Raw genomic sequence first — 12,210 nt, forward strand, 5'->3', positions numbered from 1 at the left:
GGACTACGCATGAGAACGAAGCCTTTGAGCTCGCCGTACCACGGCAAGCCACGCCAGTCGCACGCTGCACCACTGAAAAAAGGCTCGCTCGCGCTCTGCGTCGCGCTGGCCCTGGTTGCCGGCACCCCATCCGTGCTGGCGGCGCAAGTCGGCCCGGTCCAGGTGCAGAACCAGCGCGCAGCCGCATTCTGGCAAGACGTGACGGTGCCGGCTGCATCGCCGACCGCGCGTACCAGCGGCGCCAAAACACCGGCGCTGCAACTGCGCCGGGTACGCGCCGCCAGTCTCGACCTGGCCGGCATCCGGGGCGTTGCCCGTGAAGCGCCGATGGCGCGCAGCGGCGACCTGTCGGCCAGCAGCCTGACCATCTCGCTGCCGCATCCCGACGGCGGCTATCAGCGCTTCACGCTCGAAGAGTCGCCCATCATGGAGCCGGGCCTGGCTGCCAAGCACCCCGACATCAAGACCTACCGCGGCAAGGGCGTCGACGATCCGCGCGCCACGCTGCGCATGGACATCACGCAGCTCGGCCTGCACGCATCGGTCCGTTCGCCGGACGGCGGCTGGTATGTCGATCCGTACTACCGCAATGACACCAGCGTCTACGCCAGCTACACACGCGCCGACCTGATCAACCCACGCGCGCCGCTGGTCGAAGGCGCCATCGAGCCGCAACTGAGCCTGTCGCGTTCGTTCTACCAGGAAGGCGACAGCGTCGTGGTCAACGGCGCGGGCTTTGCCCCTGGCTCCAGCGTCAGCCTGAACATCGCAGCCGATGGCGATGGCGTGGCGCTGCAGAGCGTCACAGCCACTGCCGACAAGAACGGCGCGATCAGCGTGACGCTGCCGGCCGCCGCAGCACGTCAGGGCGCATTCGACATCACCGCCACCGACGGCCGCAACAGCACCAGCGCGCCCTACCGCGTGGTCGATGCCAGCATGGCGGCCAATGCCGTCGTCGGCAGCGCGCTGCGCACCTACCGCCTGGCACTGGTGACCGATCCGAGCTACGCAACCTACTTCGGCCCTGCCAACGTCACCGCCGCCAAGGTCACGCTGATCAACCGCGTAACCCAGGTCTATGAAGACGAAACCTCGATCAGCCTGGTGCTGATCGACGGCACCGATGCGCTCAACCTGAACACGTCGGCCCAGATGACCACCACCAACGGCCCCTGCGGCGGCGCAGCTTGCTTCACGCCGGCCCAGGCAGCCAGTTGCACGAGCGGCACCCTGACCCGCAACCGCATCGTCACCGGCCTGCTGGTGGGCGCCAGCAGCTTCGACGTGGGCCACATCGCCCTCGGCCTGAATGGCGGCGGCGTCGCCAGCCTGGGGGTCGTGGGCGGCAACGCCAAGGCCCAGGGTTGCACCGGCATCCCGACCCCAGTCGGCGACTTCTTCGCAGTCGATTACGTCGCGCACGAACTCGGTCACCAGTTCTCGGGCAACCACACGTTCAATGGCACGGTGGGCAGCTGCAGTGGCGGCAACCGCAGCGGCACCACCTCGGTCGAACCAGGCAGTGGCTCGTCGATCATGGCGTATGCCGGCATCTGCGGCACCGACAACCTGCAGCCGCACAGCGATCCGTACTGGTCGCAACGCAGCTTCGACGAGATCGTGGCCTACACCTCGGGTGCCGAAACCAGCCTCAACGAAGTGCAGGTAGGCGCCCTGACCAACTTCACCACCGACGGCCAGCAGTTCCAGCTGAGCTATAACGGTAACCTGTCGGCCCCGATCGTGCGCGGCGTCAACTACACGACAGCCGGCGTCAAGGCGGCCATCGAAGGCATTGCCGGCTGGCCAAGCGGCGGCGTGGTCACGGTCAGCGCGCTGTCCGATACGGCCTTCACCGTCACCTTCAGCGGCGCGCTCGCAGGCACCAACGTGCCTTCACTGGTGCTGAGCAATGGCACCGGCGGTGGCAGCGGCTTCATCGGTGAAATCGCACGCGGCGGCCCGACCACCCGTGGCGGCAACGTGACCGGCACGACGAATGCGGCGCCAAGCGTTACCGTGGCCCCGAGCTTCACGATCCCGGTACGCACGCCATTTGCCCTGACCGGCAGCGCCGTCGACGGCGACGACGACACCGTGACGTATATGTGGGAGCAGAACGACCGCGGCGGCAGCACCGGTACCTCGCTGATCAATAACGTCAAGCTCAACGGTCCGCTGTTCCGCCAGTTTGGCACGCGTGCCATCGTGACCAGCGCCGGGACGCTCGAGTACTCGTCGCCAGGCCAGAACCAGGTGACCACCGATCCAACCCGTGTCTTCCCCGACATGGCGCAGATCCTGGCGAACAACACCAACGCCGTCACCGGTGCCTGCCCGACTGCCAGCGCCACGCCAACGGCGACCGAGATCGACTGTTTCTCTGAGTTCCTGCCAACGGCCGCCTACGTGGGCTTCGGGACCAACGCCGCGCCGGCGTCGCTGAACTTCAAGCTGACGGCGCGTGACGGCCGTGGCGGCGTCAACAGCGCTACCACGACGCTGGTGCTGGCGCCTGCGGCCGGTCCGTTCCTGGTCACGTCGCCCAACACGGCGGCCACCATCAACGCCGGCCCGCAGACCGTGACCTGGAGCGTGGCCAACACCGACGCGGCGCCAGTGAGCACCGCGAACGTCAAGATCACGCTGTCGACCGACGGCGGCGTGACCTGGCCCCACCTGCTGGCGGCCAGCGTGCCGAACACGGGCAGCGCCAACGTCACGTTCCCGGCACTGCCAACCACGCAGGGCCGCATCAAGATCGAGGCGGTGGGCAATGTGTTCTTCGACGTCTCGGATGCCAACTTCACGCTGGCGAACGCGCCGGTCGTGGGTGACGTGACCGGTGACGGCGTGGTCGATTGCGCCGACGTGGCAGTGGTGCGTGCATCGCTGAACAAGCGCACCGGCCAGGCCGGGTTCGATCCGCGCGCCGACGTCAACAGCGACGGTATCGTCAATATCCGCGACCTGAACGTCGTCACGCAGCGCGTGCCAGCCGGCACAACCTGCAACTGATCCAGGCGGCGGGCCGGATCAACGTATCCGGCCCGCCAGAACCATTGATTGCATACTCAACTTTAGGATCACACCATGAGCAAATGGAAGCACTTCATCGCCGCCGTCCTGCTGGGCGCCAGCACCCAGGCCTGGGCCGCCCCCATCCTGTCGTTTTCCACCGGTCCGGCCGCGCAAGTCGGCTCCACCGTGACCTATAACATCGCGATCGACGATATCGCCGACCTGTATTCGTACCAGTTCTCGATCAACTACGATGCGCGCTACCTGCGCGCACTCAACGTGACCGAAGGCGCCTTCCTGGGCACGGCGGGCAGCACGGTCAGCGGTGTTCTGGGCATGGAAACGGGTCTCATCGACTTCGTCTACGGCAGCCTGTTCGGGCCAATCCAGGGCGCATCCGGCAGCGGCCTGCTGGCCAGCATCACCTTTGAAGCGATCGGTGCGGGGACGTCCGCGCTGTCGTTCGCTGACGTAATCTTCCTTGATTCGGTTGGCGACGACATTGCCGGCTTGACTGCGCTGTCGGGTCAAGGCGTCGTGCTTGCCGAACCGGGTGGACCGGTCGATGTGCCGGAACCGGCCAGCGCCCTGCTGTTCGGCGCCGGCCTGGCGGGCGCCGCGGCACTGCGTCGCCGCCGCACGGGCGTCCGCGCATAATCGGTAACGAACAACGAGCAACGAGCACAAGCAAACAGGCCTGCACCGCGGTTACGCGGTGCAGGCCTGTTTTCATTGAGAGCACTGTTGTTACGCCAATGCTTCCTTGGCCGCCTCTTCAGGCGTGAGCGAATCGTAGAACTGGTCGGTGAACCATTCGATTTCTTCCTCGATATGGTCTTGCGCCTGCCGTACGGTAGCACCGCCCGCGACTAAAAACCCCTCGACCTCGATACACCAGTTGACGAACGCCAGCGTTTCTTCGTCGAGTTCTTCTTCCTTCTTGGCCATGGCAAATCCCCGTATCACGTTACCGCCGGTCGGCGCGACCGGCGTTGGCGTGATTCTACCGTAGCCGGTCAGCGCTCGGTGGCCACTTCCGGCATCAGGCGATTCATGACGCTGTAGTTGATCGCCGTCCACCACTCCGAGCCTTCGCCGGTCAGTGCCGCTTCGGACTGTGCAATCGCCTCATGGTCACTGCTGACCAGGTAATCCTCGACATCGTTCAGTGACGCGAACGACAGGATCGAGACGGCATCGATCTTGCTGCCTTCCGGGTCCTTCTGGGTCGAGCCGATATTGAGCAGCACCGCGTAGCGCTTCACAAACTCGGTCGTCGCCGACTGGCCCATGACCAGCGGCGCGTGCTCGTCCAGCAGGCGGCGCTGGAACTCTTCGCGCGACAGGTCGGGGTTGCGCATGTGGATCTTGACCAGGCTGATCGGATCGCGGTGACGCGCGCTCGGGATCAGGATGTATTCGCGCGTGATTTCACGCGTGACCATGCGAAACGCCACCTGCTCGTCGGCGATGATCCGCTCGGCAAATTTCTCCTGCCCCAGCACGCGCTCGATATCGTCCTGCTCGGCATACGTGATGTAGGCCAGGCCATCCCAGCGCGGACGCCCGTATGGCGGCACGCATTTTTCTGGCTCGGCCGGCAGCTTGCCGTCCTCGCCGATCATCGCGCGGTACGGTGGCGGGAAGAACGACGACGGGCCCGACGCGATACGGTGCACCTGGTCGTAGCGCAGCACGCGCTCGGACGAACTGCCCGGCTCATCCCACGCGAATTTCGGGCCGTGCACCTTGCGCCAGTATTCGTCCCAGTGCTCGAACGCCAGGTTTTCATTGCCTTCCAGCGCCAGCGCGCCGGGACGCCAGTTCGGCAGATGCACCTCATTGCCGTGCTTGCTTTTGGCCGAGCCGGCATCTTGCGGCCGCTCGCTGCGCGGCGTGCTGTCGACGCGGCTGACAAAGGTCGCCGTGACAATCAGTGGATGCGTAATCGGATCGCGGGTCTGGCCCATCGGTGGGCGCTGCAGGTTGTCGCTACGGTCGAAATCAATGGTCATGACATTCCTTTTTCTTGATCGTGCGTTAAAAGACAATGGTAAAAAATTAGTCAGCGTTAAACAGCGGCAGCACGTGCTCCGCCAGTTCGGCCAGCGCATCCTGCGCCGGCCGGCGCAGCGGTTTCAGGTTCAGCGCCACGTGGCTCACGCCTTGTTCCTGCTGATGGTAAAACAGCTCGACCAATGCATGGCGGCCGCTACGAATGCCATTGCGCACGAAGCGCATCGGCTCATCCGGGTCTTCCGCCAGGTCGAACATCGTGCCGTAGCCGTACGGACGCACCCACTGCCCCGGCTCGTGGCTGGCGCGCCATGCCTCGATCAGTTGCGGCAGGCGGGTAAAGTCGCTCAGGTGCCAGATCCAGCCGTCGCTGTACCGGGCAATCCACGCCATGTCCTGGCGTGCGCGGCCGACAACGATCATCGGCAGGCGCGGCGCCGACGGCTTGGGCACCAGGTCGATGCCGCCATCGAGGTTGCCATAGTGCGCCGTGCGCGCGTGCGGGAAGTCCTGTTCGGTGACGGTCTTGATCAGCCCAAACGCTTCGCGAAAACGCTCGCCGCGATTATCGAAATCCAGGCCAAACGCCGGATACTCCACCGGCCGGTCACCGGTCGACAGACCCAGCACCAAGCGTCCACCGAGCAACTGGTCGACCGACACCGCCTGCTTGGCCACGATCAATGGCTCGCGCAGTGTTGCCACAATGCCAGCCGTGCCCAGCGCGATGCGGCTCGTGTGCGCTGCCAGAAAGCCCATGTACACCATCGGATCGAGCACCTGGCCGGTGTCGCCGAAGTTGGGATCGTAGAACGGCACGTCGCGCAGCCACAGGGTCGAGAAACCGGCCTCGTCGGCCATGCGCGCCATCGTCTGGTGATTGGCCAGCGTCGGAAACGGCGAATCCGGATAGCCCTCAAGCGGCATGATGAAGCCGAAGGTCAGCTTGCCCGGCTTGAAAATCCGCTGGTAGCCGGCGTGGCTTGCCAGTTCGGCCGGCAACGGGCCAATGGGTGCAAGTGCCATGATCGTTACGCCTTGACTGCCGGGGTCATACGCCCGACCAGACTGGTCGCCAGTGCAGCCAGCACGGCAATACCCGCAGCCACATAACCGACATTGCCCGCGCCCCAGTTGGCCACTGCAAGGCCACCGATCACGGCGCCCAGCGCGATGCCGCCGTTGGCCGCCGACACATTGATGGTACCGGCCAGCGCCTGGGCACCGGTTGCCGCCTTCATCACGCGGATCTGGCAAATCGGATACAGCGCGGTATTGGCGATACCCCACACGCCCAGCGCAATGGCAAAGCCGATGCTCAAGCCCGCGAACAGCATCGACGCGGCCATGCCGGCTGCCAGCACGAGGCTGAAGATGGCGGTGGTGGCCAGCGGTTTCTGGTCGACCCAGAGACCACCCAGCCAGTTACCGATGAGGCCCACTGCGCCAAAGCCCATCAGCCACCAGCCGACCTGCGCGGGTGCTACGCCAGCCGATTTCTCCAGCATCTCGGCCAGGTAGGTGTAGCCGGTGAACATGGCGGTGAACACCAGGATCGACAGCGCCACGTTGGCCATGAAGAACGGGCTTTTCAGAATCTTGGCCTGTTCGCGCATGGCAACCGGTTGCGACGCACGCACCGTCGGCATGCTGAAGAACATCAGCACGGCCACCAGCAGCGACAGCGCAGCCAGCAAGCCGAACGCGCCGCGCCAGCCGATCGCATCCGCCGCCAGCGTACCGAGCGGAATACCAAACAGCATCGCGGCCGAAATGCCGAGATACACGGTCGAGACAGCGCGACCGGCTTTTTCAGGACCGGCGATCTGGGCCGCGGTATCGCTCGCGGTGCCCCAGAACACGGGCAGCGCCAGCGCCGGCAGCAGGCGCGCCAGCGCCAGCACCCAGATGTTTTGCGCGACGGCGGCCAGTGCATTGGTTGCTGCAAACAGCACCAGCACGGCGACGAACAGCTTCTTGCGGTCGACGTTGGCCAGCCACGCCGTCAGAAACGGGCCGCACACCATGACGACCACGGCGAACAGCGTGACGAGCTGGCCGGCCGTGGCCACCGTGATGGACAGGTCACGTGCCAGCGCCGGCAGCAAGCCGACGATCAGGAACTCGGTGGTGACGATGACGAACGCCGCGATGGCCAGAATCGTGATGGAGAGTGTGCCGCCAGTCGCCTGAGGCTTGTCCGCCATCGTATCGACGGTGGTTGTAGATGAATTGGGCATTGCGGAAAACTCCTGTAATTATCTGACTGTCATGATATAAGAGATAAAAATTCCCATGTTGGATAAGAATTCCTGCATTAGGTGGAATAAATTTCCAGGATCTAGTCAATGACACCCGCAGAACGCCTGAAAGGCCTTGAAACTTTTGTCGCCGTGGCCGATGCCGGCAGTTTTACAGCAGCCGCTGACCGGCTGAACCTGACCAACTCCGCGGTCGGCAAGGCCATTGCCCGGCTCGAAGGGCGATTGAAACGGCCGCTGTTCGACCGCACTGCGCGCAAGCTCGAGATGACGGACGCTGGCAACGTTTTCTACAAGGTCTGTGTGCGTGTGCTGGACGAACTTGAAGCGGCCGAGCGCCTGCTGGCGCACGACCATATCGCCCCGTCGGGCCGGCTGCGCGTGGACATGCCTGCCACCTTCGGCCGCATGCACGCCGTGCGGTCGCTGCTGGCGTTTGCCGAGCAGTATCCGCAGGTGCAGCCGCACGTGTCATTCACCGACCGCTTCGTCGATCCGGTCGAAGACGGCCTGGACGTGGTCGTGCGCATCGGCGGCTCGGACACCTGGCCAGCGGCGCTGTGCTACCAGCACCTGGGTGACGAAGAACTGGTCTTCTGCGCCTCACCCGCCTACGTGGCGCGGCACGGCGCGCCAGCGACGCTGGACGCGTTACTGGGCCACGACGCCATTCTGTACGGTCGCGCGGACGGCAGCACGAGTCCTTGGCTGATCAAGGATGGCGCCCTGCCGCTGGCGCGCCAGCACGTGAACGGGCGCATCGTATTGGGGCAGGCCGAGGCCGAGGTCACGGCGGTGGAGATGGGGTTGGGAATCGCGCAGTTGGCGACCTGGCTCGTCGAGCAGCAGCTGCGCGATGGCAGCCTGGTGAAAATCCTGCCGGAGCTGGCCACGTCCGGCCTGCCGCTGTATCTGGTGTGGCAGCGCAGCCGTCAGCATGCTCCCAAGGTAACGGCGCTGATTGCGCACTTTGCGAAGACGCTGACGATCCGGCCTGTGGCGGCCGACGCAGCGGGCGCACTAGCGGCGCAGCCTGTCGCGCCAGCCTGACGGGGTCACGCCGACACAGCCCTTGAAGCGCCTGGTCAGGTGACTCTGGTCGGCAAAGCCGCATTCCAGCGCCACCGCCGCGAGCGGCATGCCGCCCCGGATCAGCGTGCAGGCATGGGCGACGCGCACCGAATTGAGGTAGACATGCGGCGGCGTGTGGTACGCCGCGCTGAACGCGCGCGTGAGATGCGTACGCGACATACCGGCCACGACGGCCAGCTCGGCCACCGTGAGATCGCGCTGGAAGTACGTGCGGATGTAATCCCTGACCTGCGCCATGCGCGCATCGGCGACATGGGTACTCGCCCGTTCCAGAAGCACGCCAGGACGCTCGCCATGACGCGTCAGCATCGTGCCCAGGAACGCACGCAGCATGGTTTCGGCCCGCAGCGACTCGGCGGGCATCGCCGACAGGCTGCTGGACAGCCGCGCAAACGTCGCGGCCATCCGGTGATCGGTCACGCATGGCCGGGCGAAATACCGGCCATCGGCACGTTCGCCCTCGGGCGCGATGCAGCTCGCCACGAACGCATCCGGCACATACCAGATCGCATAGCGGAACCCGTCGGCGGTGCCGGCGCTGCCATCATGGTCTTCATCCGGATTGAACAGAACCAGGTCGCCCACCTGGCTGTCGTACTGCGCGCCCTTGCAGCGAAACCGCTGTATCCCGGCGGTGGTCATGCCGATCGCAAAACCATCGTGGCTGTGGCGCTCGAACGCGTGATCCGTGAAGCTTGCCTGCATCAGCGTGACGCCGCTGGCCAGCGCCGAAAAGGTGGCGTCGTTGACTCGCCGGGCGGGTGCAGTATGCATGCAACAATTGTACAAGACTCTTGACCACCCGCAGGCGCACCATGATGGTTTCATTCACGGAGAACACATGAACGCTGCAATCGACCTGGCCGGCAAACTGGCCACCTTTACCGAAGCCTGGCAACCGCGCACGGTCAGCCTGTTCAACGGCCACGACGTCATGGTTGCCAAGTTGCGTGGCGAATACCACTGGCATGTGCACGACGATTCGGACGACTTTTTCCTGGTGCTGGCCGGCAGTCTGGAGATCGATCTCGACGACGGCACGACCGTGACGCTGGGGCCGGGCCAGCTGTACGTCGTGCCGCAAGGCGTGCGGCACCGGCCCCGCGCTCCCCACGAAGCGCAGATCATGCTGATCGAGCGCACTGGTACACCCAATAGCGGCGATCTGGCCACGGCAGCCCCGCGCCGGGTCATCTAGCGTCCTTACAGAACAGGCTGATTTTCGATTTTGTGTTAAAAATAAGGCAACTGAATCAATCTTGTATTCGGTTGAACAACGTATCGAACAACACTACTACCTTAGGAATTACCATGAAATCTACCAGCCTGCTTTCTTCTGCCCTGATCGGCGCCGTCGCCAGCGCCCGCTCGATGACCCCGATGGCCACCCTTGCCGCCGCACGCCTGGCCGGCCGTCACACATCGGGCAACCTCGTCCTGCTGGACCGCCCATTGTTCAAGTACGGCGCACTGGCGATGGGCGCTGGTGAACTGTACGGCGACAAGATGAAGTCGGCGCCGGACCGCACCGTGTTCCTGGGCTTGCTGGCGCGCATTGCGAGCGCCGGCATTGCCGGTGCAGCGCTGGCGCCAGAGGGTCGTGAAAAGGCAGGCGCCGCAGTCGCGGTCGCGACCGCCGTACCGCTGGCGTATGCGACGCTGGCCGCCCGCAAGCAGGCGATGGCAAAGATCGGTCAGACCCGCAGCGGCCTGATCGAAGACGCGCTGATCGTCGCGGCTGGCGTTGCCGTCGTGGCGCTGGCAACGCGCGCTGCACGCGACTACTGATATACCTGGGCCGGCGTCAGCCGCCGGCCCGCTTTGCCCGATGCCCCAGCTTTATCAGCGCCTGCAGAACGGTGTCGCAGTGGTCACCCTGCACTTCGATCACACCGTCCTTGACGGTGCCGCCGGCACCGCAGGCCGTGCGTAACTGCTTGCCAAGCACAGCCAAGGCCATTGGGTCGAGTGCCACGCTTTTGACGAGCGTGACGCTCTTGCCCCCCCGCCCCTTGCTCTGTAGCGACACGCGCACATTGCCATCGCCAATCGGTGCAGCGCTCGCAGCCGTCTTGCACGTGCACTGCGCGGCAGGCTGGCGGCAAGTCGGGCACATGCGGCCCGTTTCCGTGGAATAGACGAGACCGCCGTTCGAACTGCGCATGGTGGTCAGTCCAGCCGCTTGAGGCGCTGCCCCATGATGCCCCAACGGCAATCCACGCCATCGACCCGGCCCACGAGCGCCCAGCCGGTGCCGATCTTTTCGACGGTGACGCGGCTCTCGATTTCCTTGGCAAGCTTTTCGGCCCAGCCAGTAGCGGCGCCCTGCCCCTTGAACAGTTCCTTGCCGTCGTAAATCACGGTTGCATCGAAGACGGACATGGCGAATATGGTCATTGCTTCCTCTGGACTTCTGAACGAAAGCAGCATCCTACCACCGGTCACCGTCGCGTAACCTCGCCATGCATGACACATCGCAGGCACGCTGCCTGAACATCGATTGATCCTCGTCGCATGGCAATCGACTTATTTGGCGGCATCGATCAATTTGAGAAGATTTGCCTTGCCGTTGTCTGACCAGCCGGTGCGCCGGTCGATGACCTTGCCGTTCCTGAGCAGATAAAAGGACGGTATGCCTGTCACGCCGATGCTCTCCCATTGCGCGGCACTATACGGCGCGTGGATTGGCATCGACGGATTGGCGCCGTTCCACTCGCTGATCAGATGCGTGTCGATGGGTGCGTTGGGGGCGGTGACCAACACGAGATGTACCTGTCGCAAACGCCGCTGGAGTTCGGGGTCGGCCTGTAGCGCTTGTAGCGCGTTGGCGGAATGATGGCAGCCAGCGCCGACGACCATCACGAGTTCCGTACCGGGCCGACTCAGCATGGCAACGCGGGTCAGGGTATTGTGCTTGGCGTCGTAAGCGAACGCGCTGCGACCTGCGAAGGCCGGGCCAAGTGAATCCACCACCTGAGGAATGGCAATCGCCGCAAGATCGGGACGCATGGCAGCAAACGCCTGCGCCTTCGCGAAACGACGTGCAGCGAGCAAGGCGTACAGCATGGCGTCATCCAGCGTGCGCCGGGTATCGATGGCGCGTGCCGTGAGTTCGTGATGCAGCCGCAGCATGTCGTCGGTTGCTGACGATGCCGGGTTGTCGTTAGCGGCCAGGCTGGCGGCGTCGAACAGGGCCACGAGATTGCCTGACGGCTCGGCGCCCAGCGTTGCCGGGTTCAGACGGTTTGCGAATAGCTGCTGGTAGCGCCGGAGGACAGCCGGCGCGCCGATCTCGGTCGCGGTCACTGAAGCTGAAGCTGCAGCGCGTCGTGTCGCGTCTGCATCCGCGAATTGACGGAGACCTTGAAGATCCTGCGCCGTCTGGCTGGACAGCGCCGACAGGCGCAGTGGTTGGCCGACCAGCTTTTTTTCCAGCATGGGCAGATACGCGCTGGCGTCGAGGAAACTGAGCACTGCTGCAAGTTGTCCGTGGTCGAGTTCACGGACCAGGGGCGTAGTACTAAAACCGGCTAACCCGTTTTCGTTCCAGCGAAGTTGTCGAACGACCTGGCGCTTGCCATCGGGTGTGAGGACATCCAAGGGCGTCGGCTTGCCTGAGGCAAGTGCTGCGCGCAGCGCCTCCTGCGTGTGCACAATCAGCGGTGCCGACGCCGTCGTAAGCGGTTCGGTTGAAGTACAGCCGGCCAGCTGGCAACACAGGCAGAAAAGCAGATGCTGTGCTGGAAAATTCATCGACACTGCGTCTCTGGCTTACTTTTCCCGATTTTTGCCAGGCCATATAGCAAAGCATATTCCA

Annotated in this window: 13 protein-coding genes; 5 read left to right on the forward strand and 8 right to left on the reverse strand. The window is 64.4% G+C overall.

Annotated elements, in window-relative coordinates; translation table 11 throughout:
• The first annotated feature begins 9 nt into the window (after positions 1 to 9).
• Both AC56LY_RS12505 and AC56LY_RS12510 read left to right on the forward strand, forming a co-directional pair.
• Positions 10 to 3,021 carry a M12 family metallo-peptidase gene (locus AC56LY_RS12505; RefSeq protein WP_499579880.1) on the forward strand — a complete coding sequence of 1,004 codons (3,012 nt, stop codon included), beginning with the start codon at positions 10 to 12 and terminating at the stop codon, positions 3,019 to 3,021.
• A gap of 75 nt (positions 3,022 to 3,096) precedes the next feature.
• Positions 3,097 to 3,681: a cohesin domain-containing protein gene (locus AC56LY_RS12510; protein ID WP_499579882.1), complete on the forward strand. Its 585-nt coding sequence runs from the start codon at positions 3,097 to 3,099 to the stop codon at positions 3,679 to 3,681.
• Between the two features lie 90 nt (positions 3,682 to 3,771).
• On the opposite strand, the gene AC56LY_RS12515 is transcribed toward AC56LY_RS12510, so the two are convergent.
• From AC56LY_RS12515 to AC56LY_RS12530, 4 genes are all read right to left on the reverse strand, one after another.
• A complete protein-coding gene (locus tag AC56LY_RS12515) occupies positions 3,772 to 3,972 on the reverse strand; it encodes a globin family protein (protein WP_183557631.1) in 201 nt (66 codons plus the stop codon).
• Positions 3,973 to 4,040: 68 nt separating this feature from the next.
• Positions 4,041 to 5,039, reverse strand: a complete 999-nt coding sequence (locus AC56LY_RS12520) for an EthD domain-containing protein (RefSeq protein ID WP_499579884.1) — start codon at positions 5,037 to 5,039, stop codon at positions 4,041 to 4,043.
• 46 nt (positions 5,040 to 5,085) lie between these two features.
• The gene (locus tag AC56LY_RS12525) at positions 5,086 to 6,066 is read right to left on the reverse strand and encodes an LLM class oxidoreductase (protein ID WP_499579887.1); all 981 of its coding nucleotides are present in this window, start codon (positions 6,064 to 6,066) and stop codon (positions 5,086 to 5,088) included.
• A 5-nt stretch (positions 6,067 to 6,071) separates the two neighbouring features.
• Positions 6,072 to 7,247, reverse strand: a complete 1,176-nt coding sequence (locus tag AC56LY_RS12530; protein WP_499582036.1) for an MFS transporter — start codon at positions 7,245 to 7,247, stop codon at positions 6,072 to 6,074.
• A gap of 141 nt (positions 7,248 to 7,388) precedes the next feature.
• On the opposite strand from AC56LY_RS12530, the gene AC56LY_RS12535 reads away from it, so the two are divergent.
• Complete coding sequence (locus AC56LY_RS12535) at positions 7,389 to 8,351, forward strand: LysR family transcriptional regulator (protein WP_499579889.1); 963 nt, start codon at positions 7,389 to 7,391, stop codon at positions 8,349 to 8,351.
• Here the strand turns inward: AC56LY_RS12535 and AC56LY_RS12540 are convergent.
• On the reverse strand, positions 8,322 to 9,167 hold the full coding sequence (locus AC56LY_RS12540; protein WP_499579891.1) for an AraC family transcriptional regulator: 846 nt from the start codon (positions 9,165 to 9,167) through the stop codon (positions 8,322 to 8,324). The two genes, AC56LY_RS12535 and AC56LY_RS12540, sit on opposite strands and share 30 nt — an antisense overlap.
• Before the next feature lie 67 nt (positions 9,168 to 9,234).
• Here AC56LY_RS12540 and AC56LY_RS12545 point away from each other — a divergent pair, with 67 nt between their 5' ends.
• Both AC56LY_RS12545 and AC56LY_RS12550 read left to right on the forward strand, forming a co-directional pair.
• The gene (locus AC56LY_RS12545) at positions 9,235 to 9,591 is read left to right on the forward strand and encodes a cupin domain-containing protein (protein ID WP_499579893.1); all 357 of its coding nucleotides are present in this window, start codon (positions 9,235 to 9,237) and stop codon (positions 9,589 to 9,591) included.
• Positions 9,592 to 9,704: 113 nt separating this feature from the next.
• Positions 9,705 to 10,181 carry a hypothetical protein gene (locus tag AC56LY_RS12550; RefSeq protein ID WP_499579896.1) on the forward strand — a complete coding sequence of 159 codons (477 nt, stop codon included), beginning with the start codon at positions 9,705 to 9,707 and terminating at the stop codon, positions 10,179 to 10,181.
• A gap of 16 nt (positions 10,182 to 10,197) precedes the next feature.
• Here the strand turns inward: AC56LY_RS12550 and AC56LY_RS12555 are convergent, their stop codons facing one another.
• From AC56LY_RS12555 to AC56LY_RS12565, 3 genes are all read right to left on the reverse strand, one after another.
• Positions 10,198 to 10,557, reverse strand: coding sequence for a translation initiation factor Sui1 (locus tag AC56LY_RS12555; RefSeq protein ID WP_499579899.1), 360 nt, complete (start codon positions 10,555 to 10,557; stop codon positions 10,198 to 10,200).
• Positions 10,558 to 10,562: 5 nt separating this feature from the next.
• Positions 10,563 to 10,790, reverse strand: coding sequence for a hypothetical protein (locus AC56LY_RS12560; RefSeq protein ID WP_183557602.1), 228 nt, complete (start codon positions 10,788 to 10,790; stop codon positions 10,563 to 10,565).
• Positions 10,791 to 10,919: 129 nt separating this feature from the next.
• The gene (locus AC56LY_RS12565) at positions 10,920 to 12,146 is read right to left on the reverse strand and encodes a YbbN family protein (RefSeq protein ID WP_499579903.1); all 1,227 of its coding nucleotides are present in this window, start codon (positions 12,144 to 12,146) and stop codon (positions 10,920 to 10,922) included.
• Positions 12,147 to 12,210: the final 64 nt, after the last annotated feature.

This window comes from Telluria sp. ZT3P25, from assembly GCF_059685895.1.

Bases quoted from the DNA above. Each gene is read 5' to 3' on its own strand.
- AC56LY_RS12505 (WP_499579880.1), top strand. From the start codon at position 10: ATGAGAACGAAGCCTTTGAGCTCGCCGTACCACGGCAAGCCACGCCAG.
- AC56LY_RS12510 (WP_499579882.1), top strand. From the start codon at position 3,097: ATGAGCAAATGGAAGCACTTCATCGCCGCCGTCCTGCTGGGCGCCAGC.
- AC56LY_RS12515 (WP_183557631.1), bottom strand. From the start codon at position 3,972: ATGGCCAAGAAGGAAGAAGAACTCGACGAAGAAACGCTGGCGTTCGTC.
- AC56LY_RS12520 (WP_499579884.1), bottom strand. From the start codon at position 5,039: ATGACCATTGATTTCGACCGTAGCGACAACCTGCAGCGCCCACCGATG.
- AC56LY_RS12525 (WP_499579887.1), bottom strand. From the start codon at position 6,066: ATGGCACTTGCACCCATTGGCCCGTTGCCGGCCGAACTGGCAAGCCAC.
- AC56LY_RS12530 (WP_499582036.1), bottom strand. From the start codon at position 7,247: ATGGCGGACAAGCCTCAGGCGACTGGCGGCACACTCTCCATCACGATT.
- AC56LY_RS12535 (WP_499579889.1), top strand. From the start codon at position 7,389: ATGACACCCGCAGAACGCCTGAAAGGCCTTGAAACTTTTGTCGCCGTG.
- AC56LY_RS12540 (WP_499579891.1), bottom strand. From the start codon at position 9,167: ATGCATACTGCACCCGCCCGGCGAGTCAACGACGCCACCTTTTCGGCG.
- AC56LY_RS12545 (WP_499579893.1), top strand. From the start codon at position 9,235: ATGAACGCTGCAATCGACCTGGCCGGCAAACTGGCCACCTTTACCGAA.
- AC56LY_RS12550 (WP_499579896.1), top strand. From the start codon at position 9,705: ATGAAATCTACCAGCCTGCTTTCTTCTGCCCTGATCGGCGCCGTCGCC.
- AC56LY_RS12555 (WP_499579899.1), bottom strand. From the start codon at position 10,557: ATGCGCAGTTCGAACGGCGGTCTCGTCTATTCCACGGAAACGGGCCGC.
- AC56LY_RS12560 (WP_183557602.1), bottom strand. From the start codon at position 10,790: ATGACCATATTCGCCATGTCCGTCTTCGATGCAACCGTGATTTACGAC.
- AC56LY_RS12565 (WP_499579903.1), bottom strand. From the start codon at position 12,146: ATGAATTTTCCAGCACAGCATCTGCTTTTCTGCCTGTGTTGCCAGCTG.